Origin of the sequence: Phyllobacterium sp. CL33Tsu, from assembly GCF_900113985.1 — a bacterium.
In the GTDB taxonomy this organism is placed as follows: domain Bacteria; phylum Pseudomonadota; class Alphaproteobacteria; order Rhizobiales; family Rhizobiaceae; genus Phyllobacterium; species Phyllobacterium pellucidum.
The window spans coordinates 924,645-947,756 of sequence record NZ_FORJ01000001.1 but is presented as its reverse complement, the minus strand read 5'-3'; the positions used below and the strand labels follow the sequence as shown (position 1 = coordinate 947,756).

Below are 23,112 nucleotides of genomic sequence, written 5' to 3'. Positions count from 1 at the left end.
CTCCCCCCGAGGACCTTAACGTGCTCGCTGCTCTGCTCTTGCTAGCGCTTGGCCTTTTTCGCTACTGCATCAGGTAGCAACAGCTTGAGGCCTCTGGCCTTTTCGTATCCGTGAATTTCCTTCACATCGAGCTTGCGCATGAAGTCTATTGTTTCCTGGGTGAGGACCTGGCCCGGCACCATAATCGGGAACCCTGGCGGATAGGGTATAACGAAGTTGGCCGAAACCATCTCCGGGCCATCACGCAGCCGGCGGTCGCACTCCGAGCCAAATAGCGGAACGTATTCGCATATCGTCGGATCGTAGGCGCTGAAAAACGCCGTGCGTATGTCGCCCTCGGGCGTTGTCCGGCCCGCGTCGCCACGGAACACCTCATGGAAGTTGCTGAAATTCGGCAGATCCGGCACATCGGTCATCAAGGATTTGACCCGGGCTTTAAAGGCCCTGCTCTCAGGCTCCCCGCCATCCGCGAGCCGCTTGTCGATGGCGTGGCAGATTTCCACCAGGACGCGGACAAGTTGCGCCACATCGCTGCGCGTGTTGTTTATATTGGACTGCAACAGCACGCTGTTGCGCGACGTCTTGTTGAGCTGGATATTATAGGTGCTGGCGAGAAGGCCTTTGAACTGGGTGCCGTCAAAGCCGGCCGTTCCGCACACAAGGGTCATGCGCGTTGGATCAAGATAGAATTCATCCTCGCGCATTGCCTTGACGACGTTGGCCCAGGTGGAACCGGGCGACAGGTAGTCCGTAAATCCTGACGAGCGATAGGATGCAGGCATCATATCGTTCGCTCCAAGGACGCGGAAATATTTCGAGATCAATGGATGCTCGGCTATCGCCCGCCTGATCGTGAGCGCGATCTCGATCGCATTCATGACGAGACCGTACCCCTCAAGCTCCATCTGCCGGCGGGCAATGTCGAGGCTGGCAATCAGCTGCTGGTTCGGGCTCGTCGAGGCATGCGTGAACACTGCCTCGTGGAACTGCGCCTCTACCGTGTGAAAATCGACGTCCTTGACCAGGAGCATCGATCCCTGGCGGATCGCCGACATTGATTTATGGGTGGAGTTGGTCTGGTAGACTCGCAGACGCACCTCGCGCGGATCCGGCAGGAGCCTCGCTGCAAGCAGCGCCTCGTCCGAGGGATCGGCGCCCAGTTCCTCCTTTTGCTTCTCATAGGCCGCTACGGATGCCGGATCACGCAGCCAATCCTCGATGTCGGCGGCCGCGCCCATCGCGGTGCGGGGGCGCAGGAACGGCGAAAATCTGGCAAAACCCGACCAGGCCTCGTCCCAAAGGAAAATAAGGTCCGGTTTGATCGCGAGGCATTCTTCCATGACGCGCCGGACGTTGTACATGTGACCGTCAAACGTGCAATTGGTCAGGTCGAGGAGTTTCACACGCTCCAGCCGCCCCTCGGCCCTTAGCGCAAGCAGGGCGCGTTTGATGGTATCGAGCGGTACCGCTCCATACATCGAATATTCCGTCATCGGAAACGCTTCGACATAGTATGGTTGGGCCCCGGTGAGCACCATGCCGTAATGGTGCGATTTGTGGCAATTGCGATCGACTACCGCGATGTCACCGGGAGCAAGCAATGCTTGCACGGCCATTTTATTAGACGTGGAGGTGCCGTTAGTGACGAAGAACACATGGTCGGCGCCAAACGCCCGAGCTGCCATTTCCTGGGAGCGCTTGATATTGCCGGTCGGCTCCAGAAGACTGTCGAGGCCGCCCGTCGTTGCGCTGCTCTCCGCAAGGAAAAGGTTGATGCCATAGAACTCGCCCATGTCGCGAATCCAGTCGGATTGAAACACCGACTTGCCTCGTGCAATCGGCAGAGCATGGAAAGTACCGATTGGTCGACGCGCATAGTTCTTCAGATTGTCGAAGAACGGGGTGTCGTAGCGCGCCTGTACACCTTCAAGGATGGCCAAATGCGTTTCAAGCGGCTCCTCGACCGCATAAAAGATGCGCCGCACCGCGTCAGCTGCGGGATCACCGGCAAGTTTTTCGACTTCACGGTCGGAGAGCAGGTACAGGTCAAGCTCAGGGCGGATGCGCTTTAGCGATCGTGCCAGCCGCAACGCCGACTTGTCGGCTGTTTCGGTTTCGCCGAAAGGATCAAGCACCGATCGTAGCACTGGCATATCGTGGCGCGAGCGATAGGGGAAACCTTCAGCGAGTACGACAGCGGCAATGTCCGGGTTGACAATCGCGGCGCACAGGGCGTCCTCGAAAGAGCCGACAAGGACGGGCTCATATATGAATGCGTCCTCCGGGCGGCGGAGCCGCCGTAGTTCCCCAGCCAGCGCCGGCCACCTCGCGGCTGGTTGGCTGGTCAGGAACAAGGCTTCGAAATAGGGGCGGCGCACGCCTGGCTCGCCCGACGATGCTGGCATCAAATCAGCCACCTCGCTCGGCGACACTTCATCGTGAATGTCCCATTCGGCCGGACGTCCTCGATAAACACGGGTCAGCAGGCCATTGGAAATACGCCGCGCGAGTTTCGCCGCACCTGCCGCGTCGTTGGTGGCAATGCGCTCGTTCAGGGCGCCCAACAAACGCGCGCCGGGATATGCATGGTATTCTTCCGTCGGCAGTATGCCGGCGACAGCCTCTTCCACAGCGCCTCTTTCACCGCGCTTTGTAGCCCAGGCGTCGGCCAGGGTCGTGATCTCGCGCCAGTGGTCGGCCCGCGTGGAATGAATGAGCAGGAACTGATCTAGGCGTTTGGGCTCGCGTGACATCGCACCCCTCCCTTGTTTCTATGGTTATGAGCAACCGTCCGATACATTCGCGAAGTTGGACGCTTGCGATACCGAGCGGACAATGGTCTGCGGCCCGCGTGATCCGGCCAGCCGTCAAGTCATCAGCATAACGAGGACCATGCCCCAGACGGTCAGCAGGGTGTTTCCCACCGCATAAGTCACGGTGTAGCCGAGACCGGGAATTTGGCTCTTTGCACGGTCGTTGATCATGCCCAGCGAGGCGGTGGTCGTGCGTGCACCGGAACAGCAGCCCAAGAGGATGGCGGGGTGAAAGCGGAAGACGTATTTCCCAACGTACATCGCCAATACCAGAGGTACGGTCGTTGCGAAGATGCCCCAGAGAAACAGGCTGAAGCCCAATTGCTGCAATCCGGCCACAAAACCCGGACCCGACGAAATGCCAACAACCGCGATGAAAATATTCAAGCCAACCGAGTTCATGAACCATACGGTTGACGACGGAATGCGCCCGAAAGTCGGATGGACGGATCGCAACCAGCCGAAGACCAATCCCGATATCAGCGCGCCGCCCGAGGTCGACAGTGTCAAAGGTATATCGCCGACTTTATAAACAAATGCACCGACGAGCGCACCGATTGCAATCGCAGCGCCAATAAAGGCCACGTCGGCGACGTCGCTTGGACGGTCGGCGACGCCGAGTGCCTTGGCAGCGGCCGTGGTGTCCTGCGTGCGGCCGACCAGGGTCAATATGTCACCGCGATGGATGGTTGTGTTGGGGAGGATAGGAATTTCGGTGGACGTTGCGCCGCGGACGATCTTGCGCAGAAATACACCCCGAGCTGAGGGCAGCTGCGCGAGTTCAGCCAGGGTTTTGCCATCGGCTTGCTTGCTGGTAACGAGGACATCAACGCCTTCAACTGGCACCGCCAGCAAATCGCGGTCGTCAACTTCTTCTGCAGCAGTGCCAATTAGACTTACCAGCACCTCGCGGCGTCCGGCGACAGCAACGATATCGCCTGCCTGTATGACGGTTTCGGCCGTGGCATCCAGAATTTTGCCGCCCCGTTTTATCCGCTCGACAAAAACCCGCTCCTCCGGAATCTGCCGCTCGGCGTCGTGAGCGGTGAGACCGACAACCCGTCCGCCCTCTTTGACGCGATATGCCCTCAGCTCATAATTGTGCCAGGCCGATCCCGCCCCGCCGACATCCTTCTTGCCCCCATACTCTTCCTCGTAACGCTTGCACTCGGCTTCGAGGTCGATACCCAGAAGCGCCGGGCCCAGCAGCGCCAAAACGATGGCTGAGCCCACGGTGCCGAAAATATAGGTGACGGCATAGGCCACCGGCATTGCATCGAGCAGGCGCTTGGCTTCTTCCGGCGCCAGGCCAAGGCGATTGATTGCATCTGTGGCCAGACCCATCGAAGCTGAAATGGTCTGCGATCCGGCGTAAAGTCCTGCCGCCGATCCGACATCGTAGCCGGCTATCTTTGCGGCGAGGAGCGGGGCACCGAGGCAGAACACGCAAACAACGGCGGCAAATAGCGCTTGCGGCAGGCCGTCCTTTGCTATGCCGCGAACGAATTGCGGACCGACGCCATAGCCGACGGCAAAGAGGAACATCAGGAAGACCGTCGCCTTCAATGGCGGCGATATGGTAATACCTAGCTGTCCGATGATGACAGCGGCGATCAGCGTTGCCGTCACCGCACCGAGGCCGAGGCCCTTATAGGTGAATGAGCCGAAGTAATAGCCAAACGCCAGAGAAATAAAGATAGCGATTTCTGGATAGCTGCGAAGCGTGTTTGCGAACCAGTCGAACATGCTGCTGTTCCCATGTCAGAACGCCCCGCTAATGCTCTGCGACCAGCGGACGTTGTTTGCCCTAGGTAACTATTGAAGAGTTTTTTTAATGCGAGCGCATGAATCCAAGTGCAGCTATCAGTAAAATATTATAAGTATAGCGTCAATACCTCATGTAAGACGCCTTATGTCGAAGTCGAGGGACTTTTTGCATATGTTTGGAACGGAATGACAAAGTCATTCTGCCTGTTGGTCTTTTGTTTTATTTTGAATGGGAAGAAATGTTGGCTCATCCTGCGAGCTACAACGGTGCCGCGACGTTGGCTCACGGTCTCACGTGGGAGCAGGGAGGGACGATCCGGGCTCGGGCACGAATGTCAATTGTGGGAGAAATATCATGAAGACGATCGACTACCGCGACTACGAGAAAATGAGCCCGTTCGAAATCAAGGACGGCTTGATCAAGCTCGCCAAGCGTAAATCTCAGAAGTCGGCGCAGGTTTTGCTCAATGCGGGCCGGGGCAATCCTAACTGGATCGCGACCAAGCCGCGCGAGGGCTTCTTTCTGTTTGGCCAGTTCGCCCTGTCCGAATGCCGCCGCACGATGGACGACCCGAAGGCCGGCGTCGCCGGTATGCCGCAGCAAAAGGATATCGCTGCGCGGCTGAAGGACTGGCTTGAGAAACACGCCGACATGGAGGGGGCGGATTTCCTTTCCAGGATGGTGGAACACGCCGTCACCGCGTTCGGGTTTGATGCGGACGCGTTCGTGTTCGAACTGACGGATTCGATCATCGGCGACAACTATCCTGTTCCCGACCGTATGCTGGTGCACGCCGAACAGGTGGCGCACCGCTATTTGATGTGGGCCATGTGCGGCGACAAGGCTCCTCCCGGCAAGTTCGACCTCTACGCGGTCGAAGGCGGAACCGCCGCCATGTGCTACATCTTCAAGTCGCTGATCGCCAACCGTATCCTTAAGAAGGGTGACACCATCGCCCTCGGTACGCCGATCTTCACGCCCTATATCGAGATTGCCGAACTCGAGGACTATGCATTCAAGGCGGTGCACATAAAGGCGACGCAGGAACATCGTTTCCAATACTCCGACGAGGAAATCAAGAAGCTCGAGGATCCGAAGATCAAGGCCTTCTTCGTCGTAAATCCCGGCAATCCGACGTCCATGGCAATCGATGCCCCGACTATAAAGAAGCTCGTTGAACTCGTGAAAAAGAAGCGGCCCGACCTGTTGCTGCTCACCGACGATGTCTATGGCACCTTCGTTCCAGGTTTCCGTTCGCTTATGGCGGAATTGCCGGAAAATACCATCGGCGTTTACTCGTATTCGAAGTATTTCGGCTGCACGGGCTGGCGGCTTGGCGTCATCGCCATTCACGAGAAGAATATTCTTGACGAAATGCTCACCAAGCTTCCTGCGAAGGAACTCGAGGCGCTCGACAATCGCTACATCTCGATCACGCTAGAGCCGCGCAAGCTCAAGATGATTGACCGCATCGTTGCCGATAGCCGCGATGTCGCCTTGAATCACACCGCGGGCCTGTCGCTGCCGCAACAGGTGATGATGACGATGTTCTCGATCAGCGAGTTGATGGACACCGAAAAGCTCTATCAGAAGGCCTGCATGGACATTTGCCGGGCTCGTGTGGAAAGCCTGCTCGAAGGGTTGCCGCTCGATGTTCAGCCCAACCCCAATTTTGCCTACTATTACGGCACCATCGATTTCGAATTCTGGCTGCGCAAATATGTCGGGGAAGACATGGTGAAATGGCTGAAGAAGAACGTCCATCCGCTTGATCTTGTCTATCGTCTGGCTGAAGACCACTCGATCGTGCTCCTGAACGGCGGCGGCTTCGATGCACCCAACTGGAGCGTGCGCGTATCCTTCGCCAACCTGACCGACGACGTCTATGACGATATCGGGCGGGCGGTCCGCGCCGTGGCGCGCGGCTACATTGATACGTTCAACGCATCAACGAAGAAGGGTAAGTAACTTGCCTGACTTCAAGCGTCGGGCGAGGGGGTGATCTCCTCCTTTGATGGTTGGAATGAAAACAACGCGATACGAGGTCTGCTATGTTCGATATTCGTAATGTTGGGAATGCGGCTTCCGACCTGCTTTCCTCTTGTTGAGGAAAAACTTTTCCACGCTTTCCAACGCGCTTCCCGAATATTCCTTAGGATCGAGATCCGCTAGCACATCGGGAAAAGCCTGGCTTGAATTGGGGTGGTCGATAAATTCCTCTAGGAGCCTACAGTTTTTATGTTCGCGCACCGCGCACAGCGCCACCGCTTCAAGAAAGCCAAGACAGTCCCCATAGTCCATGGGGTCCTTCGCATTCCCACTTGAAGTTTTGCAAATGAGGGCGCTTCGGCGAAAGCCGGATTACTAAGGCATATCATTGCCAATGCAAAAAAGACCGGGCGAGAGCGGACTGATTCAACATCTGAGTTACCTCCCGGATGGCGGGCATATTTCGTCCACGGCGTGCACGATCGCACCTACTGCGCTGCTCTGTTCAGGATGCATTTTGATGTAGCTGATGACGGTCCCGTAGAGCTGTTGCGACATGAACTTGCCATCGACCAGACATTTGCGGATCTCCTGGCGGCGTGCCGAAACACCGTCGTCACATACCACCGCCAACTGGTACTCAATAGCGCCAAAAATGTAGCCGGAGGCGAATCCCCTATCGGCTTTCAACAACTCGGCGGCACCCATTGCATTGACCGGTGACGCAGAAAGCAGGACAAACAAAAGTGAAGCTAGCTTCATGATTTTGGCTCTCTGTAGAAGGAATTTTGCAAGTTCAACCACCCAGATCCGAGCCCCAAACCAAGAAGAAATCCACGTCTCCCGGCATGCCGTGGGGAGAACTGACAATCATTGCCTTGAGCCTAAGTGCCTGGGGCTTGCCAAATTTCTGGTAACGACCGTAGAGTCCTGAAGAGGTCAGGGCCAGCTTTTATCGCCGCTGTCAGCATCCGTTGGTAGAGCTTGCTGATCTACCAAACGTGCCATTCGCCGCAACGCTCTCCCTTGGTCCCCCGGACAAGCAACCGCCACTTACGGTTGCATAGTGGAGTATCTTACGCCCTTCGCCGGAGTTATTGCAATATGGGCAGCGCGCGCAGAGTGATTGCGGTAAGCTCCGAAAAGCATTTAACCGCGATGAGCTTCCTGCCGGGGCCAAAGCAAAGTTGTCATGAAGATCGCATAGGCGATGGCCACGAGTATGTAAGTGACCCTGGTGGAAAAGGAATCGGCAGCGGACCCTGGAAGCGGTGAAACGCCCGTTCCGAAGACGAGCAGGAAGATCGTCAGGGCGCCGGCATGGAGCTTGGCGGCCGGTGACCGCATGGCTGCACGGCCGCCAAATACCAGGCCGGCGAGCAGTACCAGAAGAAAGAGGAAGAGGAGCGATGGCCGCACCTGAAGCAGTCCGAAGGCGACGGACGCCGCCACGCCACCCGTGATATTGGTTATCATGATCCCCAAAGCAGCCCGCGTGCTTGCTGCAACGTCGAATTGGGAAAGCAGCGATACGACGGTGATCGGAATGACAATCGCCGTGGCCAGTCCATCGCGTGTCAGACAGGCAACGACGGCGATCAGAAGTATGGCGGTATTGGCGGCAGCGTAGCCCACCGCGCGCGGATAGGTCGTCACCGTCGCAGCCTTCGTGGCGGGCCTGCCCCTGTCTGGGATAAGGACGTATGCCAGCCACATCAAGAGCATGCCGGTCACGACACTTTGAACAAGGATCCCGAGAATCGTGTCGCCGAGATCCTCGTTCAGGATTGTAAGGAGCGGCACCATAACGGCAATGACCAGCACAAGAAAAATTACGGGCCCGCCCTTGCCGTTCGCCTGCTGATAGAAGCATCCAAAGTAAATCAATCCGAGCAGCAGTATGAGTACCGGCGGTCGGTCCCCGGTCAACACCGTTACAAATTGCAGAAATGCTCCAACAACAAGGATCAATACAGTGACCGCCAGTGCTTTTTGGAGCGGCATGGGGCGGGAACTGGAAATCAAGAACTGTGCTGCAAACAATGGCCCAAGGAAGGGAATGATCGCGCCCGAATAGACCAGCCACGAAAAGCCCACCGCAACGGCCAGCGCTATGCGCATACCCTTGCGCTTAATATTAAGCTGGTCCTCGTGGGCGAGATAAGCGTCAGTTGACATAGGTCAGGACTGACAGGACGCGGATCCAGATTCTGCCGAGCATATTGGTGACCGGATGGTCCCCGGTGTAGATGACCACATTCGCCTGCGAGCCGTACCGGACGCCCTTGGGGCGCCCCTCGTCAAGCACCAGACGAATGGGAAAGCTCTGAGGCGTTCTCACCCATCCAGTATCTGTGGAAATCTTCGGCAGGCCGGTCGCCGGATCGACGCTTCCTTGCGCCACACCCAATCCGATGCCTTCAACGGTGGCTCCGAAAATCTGGCCCGGGAGAACATCGAAAAGCACCTCGGCGCGGTCGCCCGGCGTAACCATCTCAAGGCTGTTTTCCTTAAAGGCGGCTGTGATCCAGATCGTCCCGGTATCGATGAACGTCATCGCGCTCTCGCCAGCGCTGATCATGCCTCCAACGGAAAGCTGAAGATTGGTGACGACGCCTTCAGCCGGCGCCACGACGGTCGTACGAAATTGATCAAGCTGAGCGCTTTCAAGCGCAGCCAGCGCCTCTTTCAACTGCGGGTTGTCCTTCCCTGCGGGTCCAAGCTCCTCCTGCGCCCGTTCGAGGTCGGCTTCAGCTGCATTGACGCCGGCCTCCGCCTGATCCAGCGCTGCAGCTGCCTCATCATATTTCGCCTGAGCATAGATACCCCGCCTGACGAGTTCCATGGCGCGGGTGGCTTGATCCTGGACGTTGACGCGGACGGCCTTGGTCTCCGCTACCTTGGCCTGTGCGACATCGACTGCCGCTGTCGAAGCCCCTATCGTCTGTCCTACCCCTGCAAGGCGTGCCTCCGCTTCGTCAACCGCGAGCCGGTATTGTTCAGGATTGAGGCGAAACAGCATCTGTCCGGGCTTTACGGCGCTGTTGTCGGCCACGCCGACTTCAATGACGCGGCCGGTAACTTCGGGCGCGACACCGACCACATATGCACTGACGGTTGCCTGGGAGGAGGACGGCGTGCGCCTTTCCATGAAAACAGTTACGACGAACAGAAGGAAAGCCGCCAGAAGCACGATAATTGCAACCGCGCGTTGCGGGTTTTTTTCTTTGCGCGGCGTCTTTACTCTATTTGGAGCGTTATCAGGAGTTGCTCCTGTTGCTTCCGACGCCATGACCTTCCCCCTTAGGTCCGCGGCTTTCACCCCGCAGCTTTGCTCACGCCGGCACCTGCGCTGAAGTGACAAGTTAATCCTAACTGAGCGCTCTCGCAACCGGAGGTCGTGCGGAGCTCGGGCCTCGCCGAATTTCTCGCATGACACAGGCCTCAAGTGAGCACGGTTGCCTCCTTCTTGCGGAAAGCTCGAAACAGGTGAATACTTGCGGTAAGGACCGAGCCATCTGCATTAACGGTTGGCTGGGAGGGGACAGCTAAATGCAGCCGAACGTGACAACGACTGAGAGTGCGCCGTCGCTCTTGAGAATGCTCGATTCAGCGCTTCAGATCGGACTGGTAGGCTTACTGATCTTTGCCTGCAGCCGCATCATATTGCCGTTTACAGGTATCCTGCTCTGGTCGGTGATCCTCGCAGTCATGCTCTATCCCCTCCACCAGCGCTTGGTGGTCCGGATTGGCAATCGCTGGTCGGCGACCTTAATCGGATTGGTCAGCGTTGCACTGATGCTGGTTCCGTTAATCATGGTGGTAACATCGCTCGGATCGTCTATCCTTGAGTTCGTCTCGGGCCTGCAAGAAAGCAGCCTAACGGTACCGCCTCCGCCGGCATGGCTTGCGGATCTGCCGTTCGTCGGTCAGAAACTGACCGAGACGTGGGCTCTCGTCGAGACAAACATGCCGGCAGCGCTTGCCAAATACGGCAAGATGCTCAGCGGTATTGCAACATGGCTGGCATCGTTCGCGGGTGGCTTGGCAGCAGGTCAATTATCATTCGTGCTTTCGTTCGGGGTCGCCGCAGTGCTCATCGCCTATGGGGAAGGCGCCACCGACTTTGCAAGTCGCCTGTTGGAACGCATCACGGGGAGCAAGGCGCAGGGCCCGCGGCTGGTCGCAATGACCGCAGCCACGATCCGCGGTGTGGCCGTCGGTGTAGTCGGCGTAGCGGTCATTCAGTCGCTGCTTATCGGGATCGGCTTCTTCGCCATCGGTCTCGCGTCAGCCGGCATTTTGACGCTTGTTGTGTTGTTGTTTGCCATCGTGCAGGTGCCCGCGGTGCTTATAACATTGCCGGTTATAGCCTATGTACTGGCGACGGAACCGACCACGCCGGCGATCATCTTTACAATCTGGACCATCATTGCAGGGCTCAGCGACAATCTTCTCAAGCCGTTGATGCTTGGGCGAGGCCTTGAAGTCCCGATGCCGATCATTCTCATTGGCGTGATTGGCGGCATGATCGCTGACGGGCTTCTCGGCCTGTTCGTGGGCCCGGTACTCCTGGCCGTTGGCTACGTACTGCTCGTGGAGTGGGTTCGGTACGAACCAATCGAAGTCAGGACCCCGAGCGACGTTCCCCCGCTATGATAGCGGTAATTGCTCTTGGCTTGCTGGCGATGCTTGTATGCCTTGCATTTCAGGTACTGACATCTGTATTAGCCGCCCGCTACTTCGCCCACGCTTCGCGAAAACCGCTCGGTCCCAAGCCGCTTCGCGGAATTTTCCTGCAATTCTCCATTTTGATGGCAGTCCTCATGATCGGCAACATCGTCCAGGTTGCTTTCTGGGCAGTGCTGTACCGACTTGTCGGTGCATTTGCCGACTTTGAAACCGCGATGTATTTTTCGGGCGTAACCTTCACTTCGCTCGGTTATGGAGACGTTTTGCTGACTGGCCGAATGCGGCTGCTTGGGCCTCTTCAGGCTGCGAACGGCCTGATGATGTTTGGGATAACCACGGCTCTCTTCATCTCGGTTATCCAGCAGACCACCGCCAAATGGATTGCAGCGCAGTCAGCAGGCACCCAGAATGTCCGATAGGAAGGCGGTCGCCGGTTCGCGGCCGCCCCTGCAATGCGATGATCAGCAACTGGAAGACGTGTAAGAGGTAGCGAAAGATGGTTTCGCACTACATAACCCGTGGAACGCCGAGAAGATCGATTTAAAGCCTTGGAAGATAATGTGAGCGACTCCCCTCGAATCACAATGGGAGCAAACAATGGCTGTATCCAAGCGGCTGGTAGGCAAATTTTCATGGACGGCCGAGTCGGGCGAGCATTTGTTAGTACAAGGCCCCGCCATCTCGACCCCAAATGCGTCTTTACGCAGACATCTGGTGGTATTGCTCCACCGAAAAGCTTCCTCGACAGAATTTGTCGACGGGATGCTTCGGTCGCTGCCCCGGGCGTTGTTTCTTTTTCAAGGTTCGACGCTCATCTGCCATATATTCAACGGTTTTAGGCGTCGGATCGTTGAACTACCTGACGCTCAGCGTTTGCAGTTTGTTCCCATTATCCAGGGCGAAGCTCACGCGAGGCTTTTGACGCCGTCAGCACAGTTCGTGCGCTTCCTCTTTACCACTCCTGGATGTAAAGGTCGGGTCATTAGGATGGCCAAGTCGAACTGCGCCGCCGAACGCGATACGAGGCTGGATTGAAACGACTGCAACAACGGCCATTGCTTGGACTGCTCGTGAACCTATTCGGGACGACATTTCGCGCTATGGAGCTTGACGGAGATCACTTGCGGCTAACGCGCCGCGGATTGACCTCGTCCGTTCCCCTTGAAGCGATATCTGCCGCCCCGCTTGTGCGAAAGGGGACGGTCGGTGCGACGATGACTGTCACGACGGCAGAGCGCTCCTTAGTCATGCGTGGCCTACGATATTCTGACGGGTGCGCGTTCGCTGAAGTCGTCAAAAGCGCTTGGATCGGGTTCAATCTTTCGGCGCTGGAGCGCGAAGCAGCTCGCTTTCTGCGAGTCCATCGAGCGGTTGCCGGGCTGGCCAAGCCAGCTCGTTATCCCGCGGCCGCTGAACTCACGCCTCTTCTGAGCGATGCCAGGGCACTTGATACCTCGCTACTATCGAAACTTCAGTTAGCCGCCATCGGGGCCGAGCAAGCCGAACGTGTTGCGCTTGTCAGGAGTTTCACCGCCAACCCTGTCGCGATGAAAACGAGCGCCGCCGCTACCTTTGTTCCTGCCGAGCTTGAACGCTGGAAAGACTTCTTCGATACGATCGAGGATAGGCCTCTAACGCCGGAACAGCGGCTTTCTGTTGTGGTGGACGAGGAAGCAACGCTAGTGCTTGCCGGGGCCGGATCCGGAAAAACTAGCGTGATTACGGCCAAGGCCTCCTATCTCGTCAGGGCCGGTATCCGCCGGCCGGAGGAAATACTGCTGCTGGCATTTGCAAAGAACGCCGCAAAAGAAATGTCGGAACGGGTCGAGGCACGGTCGGGCGTGCCAATCGTGGCGCGAACTTTTCACGCACTTGCCTATGACATAATCGGTAGTGTCGAGGGGTCAAAGCCGGCTCTGGCCGATCACGCCATAGACGACTTAGCATTCACGAACTTGATCAAACAGATTCTAAAGGATCTGGTTCGCGAGAACTATGGAGTATCTAGGGCAATCATACAGTGGTTTGGGCACTTTCTAGTCGAGCCGAAAGCCGAATGGGATTTCAAGACCAAACACGAATTCTACACCCATATCGAAAAGCAGGATCTTCGGACCCTGCAGGGCGAAAAGGTCAAAAGCTACGAAGAACTGCAGATTGCCAACTGGCTTTACGAGAACGGCATCGAGTACGATTATGAGCCGGACTACGAACACAAGATTCGGGAGACGGGACGACGGAACTATTGCCCGGATTTTCGTCTGATCGAAAGTGGTGTCTACATCGAGCATTTCGGTGTGCGGCGTCAGCAAATGCCAGATGGCACTGAGAGGTTGATCACAGCACCCTTCGTCGATCGTGACGAGTATCTGGCGGACATGGAATGGAAGCGCGGGGTTCACGCTGCTCATCAAACCACCCTCATTGAGACATATAGCTTCGAGCGGCAGGAGGGTCTTCTGCTCACCGCTTTGGCCGAAAAGCTCGTACCGCATGTGACGGTAAAACCTCTCTCTGCCGACACTATCTTTGACCGCGTGATTGAATTGAATCAGGTCGACGCGTTTTCACAACTGATCGGGACCTTTCTGCGCAAATTCAAAAGCGGCAGCTACAGCGTCGCTGACTGCGAGACGAAGTCAGAACAACTTAAGTTAGGCAGTCGCGCCATAGCGTTCCTCGCCGTTTTCGCGCCAGTTTTCGCGGAGTATCAGAAGCGGCTTGTTGGAAGGATCGATTTCGAAGACATGATCCTGCGAGCCGCTCGCTATGCTGAAACTGGGCAATTTGTTAGCCCGTTCCGCCACATCCTCGTCGATGAATTCCAGGATATCTCACAGAGCCGTGCCAAGTTGGTGAAGGCGTTGAAAGCCCAGCACACTGACATCCGTGTCTTTGCTGTTGGTGACGACTGGCAATCGATCTTCCGCTTTGCTGGATCTGACATCCATCTAATGCGCCACTTCGGAGATGAATTTGGTGGGAGCTTCAACGGCGAGACCGGTGTCCATCAGATAGTGGATCTTGGTCGCACATTCCGATCGGTCGACCAGATCGCATTCGCAGCCAGAACATTCGTGCTGAAAAACCCGGCCCAGATATCCAAGGAAATCGTTCCCGCGGGCAATGCAACCGAGCCAGCCATCAGGATCGTGATGACGCCGAAGAACGATGACGAGAAAAAGCTCGACGAAGTTCTGGCAGAACTGTCCGCAAGGATTGACCTCGCGAACACGGCAAGCGTGTTGCTGCTGGGACGGTACCGCTTTCTTGAGCCGAATATGATCGATCTGAAACGACTTTTCCCCCAGCTGCATATTAGCTTCAAGACTATCCATGCATCAAAGGGCCTCGAAGCCGATCATGTGATACTTCTGGGTGCGGACAGCGGCCGGATGGGCTTCCCCTCCGAAATCGTCGATGATCCCTTGCTTGCGTTGGTATCGCCGGAGGAGGAGTTGTTCGAAAACGCGGAAGAACGGCGCGTAATGTACGTAGCAATGACGCGGGCGCGTCACACCTTGACGATCCTCGCCTCCAACTCGAGACCATCGTCCTTTGTGACCGAACTCCACAAAGACCCGGAATATGGCATTGCTACGCGGCCTGGCGGCCGACAGACGGCGCACGAGTGTGGAGAGTGTGGCGGAAGGTTAATCGACGTGCGGGGCCAGGCTGGTCGAACCCGGTATCGCTGCGAACACGTGCAGCATTGCGGAAATTATCTACCCGCCTGCTCGTCCTGTGGTGTTGGACTTCCAAGACATACGGGCGGACCAGCGGAGGCCAAATGTAGTTGCGAAGCCACTTACCCGTCCTGCCCGGAGTGTAAGGATGGATGGTTGATCGAACGATCTGGGCGTTACGGTGCCTTCCTGAGCTGCGTCCGCTATCCTGCATGTACCGGCAAGGCTAGGATTTCGACCAACATGGCGGGTATCGGGGTGACACAGTCAAAGCGTTAGCCAGATGCGGCGACGCTCCGCCGTCGATTTGGTGGAGCGAAATTATCGCCGGACAGCACGGATGCCATAAACGCCATTCTGGCCGGTGTAGGTGACCCTGTTTGCGCCGTAAGAGGGGCTCGACCACGCGCTTCCAAGCGACGCCCTGGCGAGCAAATGAAGTGACCTAACTGCTGCTGCGTTGGCGCACCCCGTCGATGCCTGAGCAGGCTAGTCCATCAACGGCAGCCTAGGCGGCCATCAACGAGTGAAATCATTCCCAAACGCAAGAAACCCCAGAGCGTCCTCCGGGGGGCTGGCCTGTTGCTATTGGTGCTGGCGGATCGATCGGGTCTTTTTCGGACTGATTCCTCGTGAGGAATACTGGCCCTTTTTACACTGTCGATACAGCGCGCTGACGCTCTTGCTAGGCCCTTGCGTTGCGTTGCGTTGAACCCGGGTGATCAGTCCGGGACGACGGGTTCGTCCCCTGTCTGCCACGACAGAATGTCGCAGCAGTTGTCGGATGTCAATGCAGTAGGTCATTCGGGCGCGCGAACGCAGCGCTCGTCGGAACTGTCGAAGCGAGCAATTTCAACGAACAAATGGATTGGCTCGATGCGAGCGAAAAGAAGCTGGCGCCTAAATGGATGAAGCCTCTATGGCGATCGAGCTTGTAAGTGTTCGCGATCATTCGTCCTCGTACCAAGGGGTATATTTGACGTATATTCGACTGTTATCAAGCGGGTATCCGGAAAATAACTATATTTTGAGGACTTAGTTGGCGCACCCGACAGGATTCGAACCTGTGACCTCTGCCTTCGGAGGGCAGCACTCTATCCAGCTGAGCTACGGGTGCTGATACAAGGCGTTGGCCTTACATGCGCGAAGCGTTTCTAGCCGATGCGGGCCAAGGCTTCAATGGCGAATTTTGGAGATGGAGCGATATCCAGAAGGCAGAGGTCACAGGTTCGAATCCTGTCGAATGCGCCTTGCGTGCGCCGGGGAAGAGCTAAGCGAAGAGCTGACCATCGATAGGAACTCCCGTCTCGCGCGCTTTCGCCAGAATCCGGGCGTGAATGCCATCGATGCACGGGGCAATCATATAGCCGTTCTGCAGGTCTCCAATCATCATCGACTGCTTGCGCGGCGCAGTGAGCCAATGCAGGCCGATCAAGGCGCAGATCATCGCATCAAGTTTGTCCTGATCAGCTTTCCTTGGCGAGGCGCCTGATCGTGTGGCGTCGCACCAATCGTCGATAAGGTCGATCGCTGCTAAAGTTCCAAAACGCCGGATAGTTTCAATAACATCATGCCAATGGGTGAGATTGAAAGTCTTCCGCCGCTCCGGATTATAACGGGGACCTTTCAAGCGATCGCAAAAGGCACTGTTCAATCCAGCGAGAGCCAAAGCTGGGAACACCTCCATAATATATAGGCCGTCTGACGCAGCACGCGCAGCTTCTGGGTCCTCGACTGCGCCGAGTGCCTCCTTGAATTTCCAGATCGGAGCCGCATCATCGAACATGCCGACCTTCGAGCGGTTGGCCGGTTGAACGCCTCCGCCAAGCCAGGAGATCAGCGCGCCGGCAATGCGATCGACTGGGCGTAGGCTCGTGAGATTTGGCACGATCGTGGGCTGATCGATTGCAACAAGACATAGTTGGCTGCGTTCCCGCTCATCACGGATGATGTCGAGCGCCTGCGCAAACGACGCCAGTTGCGGCTCTTTGTAAGAGAGCTTGCCTTCGGAATTGGATCGTATGACACAGACTGCGCCCGGAGCTTTGGGCTTGTCAGTCCAGGCAGAATCGAAGCCAACGATTGTGAATGCTTTTGGTGACATCTGATCTCAAGACCCTTCATAAGCACGCCGGAACAGAGGTTGTGCTCTTTCAAAATCGGCCATCGACTTCAACGACAACTCCAGATCACCTGTGCCGTGATGCCCGATGTCTCTAACGTCGCGTGAAAAACCCTCATTGGGATCAACGGTTGTTGGATCGAGACGGACGTAAGCGGTCAGTGTCTTGGCTTGAGGGTAGATTTGCAGGCATGTGAAGTTCTTGATGCGCTTGAAGGCGGTGTATTGCTTCAGTTCTCTCACCTGAACGTCATCGCCGAGACTAACCAGAAACTGATGGGTAGCATCGTAGAGGTCGCGAAGCTCTGGTGAAGACTGAGAGAGCTTATGTCCCATCCGGTTTGCCCAATAGGGATCGGACAAATTGCTAGAATCGTTGTTTGTTACCTCTGCGCTTGTTATTTGTTGAGGCGCTGATTGCGTGATGCGTGCCACCTTGGGTGTATGAACCAGCTCCATCATAAGTAGGTCTTCGCCAAAACGGCGATAGCGGATCAATTCAATGTTCCGGGCAATCTGCTTGACCGCGTGTGCGTCATATTTGGTAAAATCCCCGGCGATGCAGAGAAGACGCGGCGCCGACCAATCGACGTTTTTCGCAGCATCGGGTCCAAGTTTTTCAAGCACCAGCCACTGAAACTCCTTGCGATGATCTAGCAGCCAATCGAGGTAAAAGAGCCCCTGATTGATGACGTTCTCGTTGACCGCGCGCTTGTATTCGATGATGACGGGACAGTTGTCCTCATCAAGGCCCAACGTGTCGATCCGGCCACCGTGCACGGAACCGGTTGTATGTTCGGAAGCGAGGAAGCGAATTCCGAGTAAGGGCTCAAGATTTCGTTCGAACAGAACCTGTAAGGATTTTTCTACCTGGACTGCTGTTCCAATGAGCTCTAGCACCTGCCCGGCATTGAAATGAAAGAGCTTGATGTCGCTCACTGTGATCCCCCGGTTCCCGTTTTTTAGTGGACTATTTCTGCTTTTGTCTCTGCTGTCCAGAGATCGCATTGATGGCGCACTTGCCTATCAGCAATGGCGAATTTTGGCGATGGTGCGATATCCCAAGGTAGAGGTCACAGGTTGCCGGAATGTGTTTGCTGGCTACCGCGATTCGGCTGTAGAACGCATCCCAAGCAAGTCACTACATTACGACGCAACCCAACACAGCCGACTCTATTCTCTCATCACCTTATCAAGCATGTGACCGCAATATCCGCATAGTCCCTCATGCTCGGAAAATATGATCTCGTTCAACGGAATGGAGGTCCCGCAGCGAATGCAGTCCTGATCGCCATATTCGTGTCCACAATTGGCACACGAGCCTTCAAAGTCCACATACGTCTCATTTCCACATTCTGTGCAATGATAGAGCGGGCCGTCCTCTCCTGTTTCCTTGGCGCGCGAATAAGCTTCAAATTCAAGTGCTTCCTGAAGGGAGTGGGCGATTACTTCGTCTACTTCGGGCTCGTCATCACATGCTCTGCAATGAAGCTCCATTGCAGACTGTTGTTTGTTTTCCTTCTCGCGCTGGCGAACTAATTTTGACTCGCATTTCGGGCAAACTAGGCCGCTTTGTGCAATCGTTCCCGATACCCAATCAATTTCGGACAGCGTTTCCCGGCAGCTTTTCAGTTCCGTTTCGTAAAGTGCCTTTGCGTCCAGCATGACGTGCCAGGCTTGCCCAAGATGAGCTCCGGGACTTTCATCCATGTGCGCAAACAGCTGAACAACAACGGGAAATGCGTTCGCTATCGCTTCCCTCATGGCGTGATCGGGTTTCTGGGTATAAAGGTGCTCCACGTCGTTTCGGAGCCTGTTAAGCTCTTCAAGGGCCTTTTGGTCGATCGACAAACCGAAATCCTTGAAGCGCTTCCCAATGGTCACAAAATCGATAGTGGAATTGCCGTCCGGGACGAAATCAACTCCACCCTTTCCATCCGGAACAGGCTTATACTTCGCTCCAATAAGCTCACTTACATCTGCGTCGGGAACAGTTCTTACCAATGTTTCTTTTGCCAGCAGTAACACGCCGGCATAGAAATTTCGGACCGCAGATATGGCGCGCCTCGGATCGTTGGCTTGGTAGTCCTCGACACCAAGTTGGATCGATACGATTGCATTCTCGAAGAGCTTACTCACTTACTAAAGTTCCCCTAAGTTTCCATTGGACCAAATCGACACCGCTGATTCGCATCTTCATTGCTGATGGATTTCGCTTCGCCCGCCTTTGGGCCCCACACCATCAGTCATCAAGATAGTTGATGGGTTTACGTCTACAACACCTCGACAGGTCTATGAGTCGCCATGTCACGATACAATGCAGAGTCGCGCTTGAGCGAGGCTGTAGCCCCCAACTCTATTTATTCCCAATTGTTTTAGACCGCCTGCTTGCCGATCAACAAAGTGCTGCTAAGGTCCGCAAAAACTGAGTTGTAAGGGACTGGCATGCTCACAGGTGAAATACGCGCAAAGGTTGATCAGGTCTGGAACGCCTTCTGGGCGGGCGGGATTGCCAACCCACTCGAGGTGATCGAGCAGATTACTTACCTTCTCTTCATGCGCGGGCTGGATGACATCCAAACGCGCGAGGAGAACAAGGCCAACCTGCTCGATAAGCCTATGGAGCGGGTGATCTTTCCAGAAGGCGTCTATCGGCAGGACCGTGAGGGCAATGATGTCGCCTATGACGAGCTGCGCTGGTCAAAGCTGAAGAATGCCGATCCGAGCCGAATGTTCTTGCTTGTGTCCGAGTTCGTCTTCCCCTTCCTGCGTGAGATGGCTGAAGACGGCACGGCACATGCAGAGCATATGAAGGGTGCGCGCTTCACCATTCCGACGCCTGGTCTCCTCGCCAAGGTCGTCGATATGCTCGCGGACATACCAATGGAGGATCGCGATACCAAGGGCGACCTCTACGAATATATGCTTTCCAAGATCGCCAGCGCTGGCCAGAACGGTCAGTTCCGCACGCCGCGCCATATCATCAGGCTGATGGTAGAGCTGACCAAGCCAACACCGAACGATGTGATCTGCGACCCGGCGAGTGGCACCTGCGGCTTCCTCGTCGCGGCTGGCGAACATCTGCGCGAGCATCACAGCAAGCTGTTCATGGATACATCGCTCAACAAGCATTTTCACAACACCATGTTCCATGGCTATGACTTCGACCAGACCATGCTGCGCATTGGCTCAATGAACATGCAGCTGCACGGCGTGGAAGGCGCAGACATTCGCTATCGCGATTCGCTCTCTTCCAGCCATGGAGATGACGCCGATAAATATTCGCTGATCCTCGCCAATCCGCCGTTTGCCGGCTCGCTCGATTTCGAGACGACGGCCAACGATCTACTCGCCATCGTCAAGACCAAGAAGACCGAACTCCTGTTCATGGCGCTGTTCCTGAAGCTCTTGAAACCAGGTGGTCGCGCGGCGGTCATCGTGCCGGACGGTGTGTTGTTCGGGTCATCGACAGCGCACAAGGCGATCCGCAAGATGCTTGTCGAGAATCATAAGCTCGACGCGATCGTGAAGCTGCCGTCCGGCGTGTTCAAGCCCTATGCCGGCGTCTCCACGGCGATCGTCTTCTTCACCAAGACCAATTCCGGCGGCACTGATAATGTCTGGTTCTACGACGTTCAGGCCGACGGCATGAGTCTCGACGACAAGCGCCAGATGCTTTTGGCAGAGGAAAAATTCGGACCCGTGCCGACATCGGCGCTGAGCGAAGACGAGCATGCGAAGAACAACCTGCCAGATGTTGTCGCTCGCTGGAAAGAGCGCAACGGCACCGAACGCGATAATCGGCGCACCGGCCAGAGCTTTATCGTTCCCCACAAGGAAATTGCCAACGCCGACTACGACCTCTCGCTCAACCGCTACAAGGAAGTCTTCCACGAAGCTGCCGACCATCGCCCGCCCAAGGAGATCATCGCGGAGTTGCTGGAGCTTGAGGATGACATTGTTAGGGGGCTCAGAAAGCTGGAGGCGATGCTGTGAAACAGTTAGTCGAACTCGGAAACGTCGCAGACGTGAATTGGGGGGATACCTCCACCACAAAAGGCGCCTACGTCGATGAAGGGTTCAAAGCCTACAGCGCGACAGGACCTGACGGTTTTTTACCTTATGCAGATCATAATCGAGAGGCCGTCGTTCTTAGTGCGATAGGTGCTCGCTGCGGCAAAACATGGTTCGCCTCGGGTAAGTGGTCGTGCATCAAGAACACAATCCGCTTCTGGAGCACAACACCTCACGTAGACAATAAGTATCTTTATTGGGTGACCAATAAAGAAGACTTTTTTCCGAAGCGCGGCGCGGCTCAGCCATTCATCACAATTGGAGACGCGCGTAAGGCACTTATTCCCCTCCCACCCCTCAACGAGCAAAAGCGGATTGCGGCGATCCTGGATAAGGCCGATCAGCTGCGCCAAAAGCGCCGCCAGGCCATCGCGCTACTCGACAACATTACCCAATCGATCTTTTTGGAGATGTTTGGCGATCCGGTCAGCAACCCGAAAGGGTGGGATCAGGCTACCCTCGGTGAAGTCACCGAGTTTATGAGTGGCGGAACTCCATCGAAGTCTTCCCCAAGCTTCTGGGTCGGTAACACACCTTGGGTGTCTCCCAAGGACATGAAGACTGTTGTAATTCGAGATTCCATCGACCACATCAGCGAAAATGCAGTCGAACACTCAGCAGCAAAACTCGCTCCAGAGAATGCCGTGTTGATCGTTGTGCGTGGGATGATCCTAGCCCACTCGGTGCCCATTGGAATTTTGGCCCGACAAGCGGCCTTTAACCAAGATATCAAGGCGCTTCTATTCCATGACGTAATCAATCCTCTCTTTGGACTCTGGAACTTGGTGGTGCAAGTTCCAGCCATTTTGAAAGAAGTGTCTACTGCCGCCCACGGCACGAAGCGCTTGGAGATGGTAACGCTTTCCAGGCTGCCTGTCTTGTGCCCACCGATTGCACTGCAGAAGCAATTCGCGGATCAATGTGCAAATGTCGATCAATCCTTAAAAGCACAGACCAAGGCAGCCTTTGTAGCCAACCTCCTCTTCCACTCGTTGCAGGAAGCGGCATTTTCGGGCAAGGGCATCATGCAATGAACGGCGATTTCAAGCATGTTTGGCGAAGACTCTGGAGCGAACTGTGGGTTCCGCTCGCAGAAAATCGGCGTCATCCCGAATTGCTCTTTGCCGACATTTATCGCGGCTTGAAACGACCCCCTGTTCCACCAGTCGAGCCAGAACGACCCGATGAGGCGGCATTCGATGCGGACGGAAACCTCACTGCTCGGGTGGCAATTGCCGCGTTCGAGTCTTACCAGCGATCGCTCGAAGAATACCAGCTCGCTAGATCCAATTACGATCTTGCGGCGACCGGGAAGGGTTCGCGAGACGCGTTGCGAAATGTAGTTGTTGGCGAGGTTGAATCTGAGCTGGCGTCACTGGTCTGTCTTTCAAAGACCTACACGGCGCTTGTCGATCTCGAAGAGCCCGAGCTGTTGGTTCGGTTTAAGAGGCTCGTCGGCGAAGCGATTGATACATACAATCTCGGCTACAGGCTGGTGGATCCATTTATATTGGCACCCACGGTGCCTGGCGTGATCTCTCGACTCTTTCAGGAAATGAAACGGCTCTCGTCCCTTGATGCGCATTTAAGACAACTGTGTGATGAATACGAGGAATCTTGCATCGATTTGAGCTCGGATCCCACACCGGGGCGCATAAAGAACTGTATTCAAAAGCAGTTCATTTTCGTTGAAGGCGTTGGAAAACGGACATTCAATGTAAATGGAACAACGCTTGGAGCTATTTGTGATCAAGTCAACCTCTGGCCACACGTTACGCTGAAGGAGATAGGTAAGAAACTCTACGGATTCCGTTCGGACTATCCTGGACTTGGTCACGCTGGTAATCCTGACGCTGTTTTGCGCGAGGTGGACCTCAAGGATTTCGTAGCGCTCTCCTGTCTGTTAGCCGGACTCTATCCTTATATGCATGCTCAGATTGATCCCGCAGTGCTTTACCGAGGATAACG

17 protein-coding genes, 1 tRNA gene and 1 pseudogene are annotated in these 23,112 nt (G+C 55.8%); 8 read left to right on the top strand and 11 right to left on the bottom strand.

Annotation, left to right across the window (positions count from 1 at the left end):
* Positions 1–41: 41 nt before the first annotated feature.
* On the bottom strand, positions 42–2,753 hold the full coding sequence (locus BM074_RS04680; protein WP_091920065.1) for a decarboxylase: 2,712 nt from the start codon (positions 2,751–2,753) through the stop codon (positions 42–44).
* Between the two features lie 114 nt (positions 2,754–2,867).
* Positions 2,868–4,559: an aspartate-alanine antiporter gene (aspT, locus tag BM074_RS04675; RefSeq protein ID WP_091920063.1), complete on the bottom strand. Its 1,692-nt coding sequence runs from the start codon at positions 4,557–4,559 to the stop codon at positions 2,868–2,870.
* A gap of 376 nt (positions 4,560–4,935) precedes the next feature.
* Here aspT and BM074_RS04670 point away from each other — a divergent pair, with 376 nt between their 5' ends.
* Positions 4,936–6,549, top strand: coding sequence for a bifunctional aspartate transaminase/aspartate 4-decarboxylase (locus tag BM074_RS04670; RefSeq protein WP_091920061.1), 1,614 nt, complete (start codon positions 4,936–4,938; stop codon positions 6,547–6,549).
* 81 nt (positions 6,550–6,630) lie between these two features.
* On the opposite strand, the gene BM074_RS04665 is transcribed toward BM074_RS04670, so the two are convergent.
* The 5 genes and pseudogenes from BM074_RS04665 to BM074_RS04645 all read right to left on the bottom strand — a co-directional run bounded on the left by BM074_RS04665 (position 6,631) and on the right by BM074_RS04645 (position 9,862).
* Positions 6,631–6,882, bottom strand: a complete 252-nt coding sequence (locus BM074_RS04665) for a hypothetical protein (protein WP_091920059.1) — start codon at positions 6,880–6,882, stop codon at positions 6,631–6,633.
* 126 nt (positions 6,883–7,008) lie between these two features.
* Positions 7,009–7,332, bottom strand: a complete 324-nt coding sequence (locus BM074_RS04660; protein ID WP_139217624.1) for a hypothetical protein — start codon at positions 7,330–7,332, stop codon at positions 7,009–7,011.
* Between the two features lie 34 nt (positions 7,333–7,366).
* A pseudogene (locus BM074_RS23240) lies at positions 7,367–7,495 on the bottom strand (histidine kinase); the annotation flags it as partial.
* 224 nt (positions 7,496–7,719) lie between these two features.
* A complete protein-coding gene (locus tag BM074_RS04650) occupies positions 7,720–8,748 on the bottom strand; it encodes a DUF2955 domain-containing protein (RefSeq protein ID WP_091920055.1) in 1,029 nt (342 codons plus the stop codon).
* Positions 8,738–9,862 (bottom strand): HlyD family secretion protein, encoded by a 1,125-nt coding sequence (locus BM074_RS04645; protein ID WP_091920054.1) that lies wholly within the window; start codon positions 9,860–9,862, stop codon positions 8,738–8,740. The genes BM074_RS04650 and BM074_RS04645 overlap by 11 nt, the downstream gene beginning before the upstream one ends.
* Positions 9,863–10,122: 260 nt before the next feature.
* Between BM074_RS04645 and BM074_RS04640 the strand changes: the two genes are divergently transcribed.
* The 4 genes from BM074_RS04640 (at position 10,123) to BM074_RS04625 (ending at position 15,227) form a co-directional block, all read left to right on the top strand.
* Positions 10,123–11,229: an AI-2E family transporter gene (locus BM074_RS04640; protein ID WP_091920052.1), complete on the top strand. Its 1,107-nt coding sequence runs from the start codon at positions 10,123–10,125 to the stop codon at positions 11,227–11,229.
* Entirely contained in the window at positions 11,226–11,681 is a 456-nt protein-coding gene (locus BM074_RS04635) for an ion channel (protein WP_091920050.1), read from the top strand. The genes BM074_RS04640 and BM074_RS04635 overlap by 4 nt, the downstream gene beginning before the upstream one ends.
* A gap of 178 nt (positions 11,682–11,859) precedes the next feature.
* On the top strand, positions 11,860–12,297 hold the full coding sequence (locus BM074_RS04630) for a hypothetical protein (RefSeq protein ID WP_091920049.1): 438 nt from the start codon (positions 11,860–11,862) through the stop codon (positions 12,295–12,297).
* A gap of 179 nt (positions 12,298–12,476) precedes the next feature.
* Positions 12,477–15,227: a UvrD-helicase domain-containing protein gene (locus tag BM074_RS04625; protein ID WP_244532727.1), complete on the top strand. Its 2,751-nt coding sequence runs from the start codon at positions 12,477–12,479 to the stop codon at positions 15,225–15,227.
* 761 nt (positions 15,228–15,988) lie between these two features.
* Here the strand turns inward: BM074_RS04625 and BM074_RS04620 are convergent.
* The 4 genes from BM074_RS04620 to BM074_RS04605 form a co-directional block, all read right to left on the bottom strand.
* Positions 15,989–16,065: transfer RNA gene (locus BM074_RS04620), tRNA-Arg, on the bottom strand.
* A gap of 153 nt (positions 16,066–16,218) precedes the next feature.
* Positions 16,219–17,052 carry a DUF429 domain-containing protein gene (locus BM074_RS04615; RefSeq protein WP_091920048.1) on the bottom strand — a complete coding sequence of 278 codons (834 nt, stop codon included), beginning with the start codon at positions 17,050–17,052 and terminating at the stop codon, positions 16,219–16,221.
* A 6-nt stretch (positions 17,053–17,058) separates the two neighbouring features.
* The gene (locus BM074_RS04610) at positions 17,059–18,009 is read right to left on the bottom strand and encodes a DUF5655 domain-containing protein (RefSeq protein WP_091921461.1); all 951 of its coding nucleotides are present in this window, start codon (positions 18,007–18,009) and stop codon (positions 17,059–17,061) included.
* A gap of 234 nt (positions 18,010–18,243) precedes the next feature.
* Positions 18,244–19,209: a zinc ribbon domain-containing protein gene (locus tag BM074_RS04605; protein ID WP_091920047.1), complete on the bottom strand. Its 966-nt coding sequence runs from the start codon at positions 19,207–19,209 to the stop codon at positions 18,244–18,246.
* Between the two features lie 306 nt (positions 19,210–19,515).
* Between BM074_RS04605 and BM074_RS04600 the strand changes: the two genes are divergently transcribed.
* From BM074_RS04600 to BM074_RS04590, 3 genes are read left to right on the top strand one after another with little or no spacing between them, the layout of a single operon-like run.
* Entirely contained in the window at positions 19,516–21,066 is a 1,551-nt protein-coding gene (locus BM074_RS04600) for a type I restriction-modification system subunit M (protein WP_091920045.1), read from the top strand.
* Positions 21,063–22,178 carry a restriction endonuclease subunit S gene (locus BM074_RS04595; RefSeq protein WP_091920043.1) on the top strand — a complete coding sequence of 372 codons (1,116 nt, stop codon included), beginning with the start codon at positions 21,063–21,065 and terminating at the stop codon, positions 22,176–22,178. Before BM074_RS04600 ends, BM074_RS04595 begins: the two co-directional genes overlap by 4 nt.
* Positions 22,175–23,110: a hypothetical protein gene (locus BM074_RS04590; RefSeq protein ID WP_091920041.1), complete on the top strand. Its 936-nt coding sequence runs from the start codon at positions 22,175–22,177 to the stop codon at positions 23,108–23,110. Before BM074_RS04595 ends, BM074_RS04590 begins: the two co-directional genes overlap by 4 nt.
* Positions 23,111–23,112 lie beyond the last annotated feature (2 nt).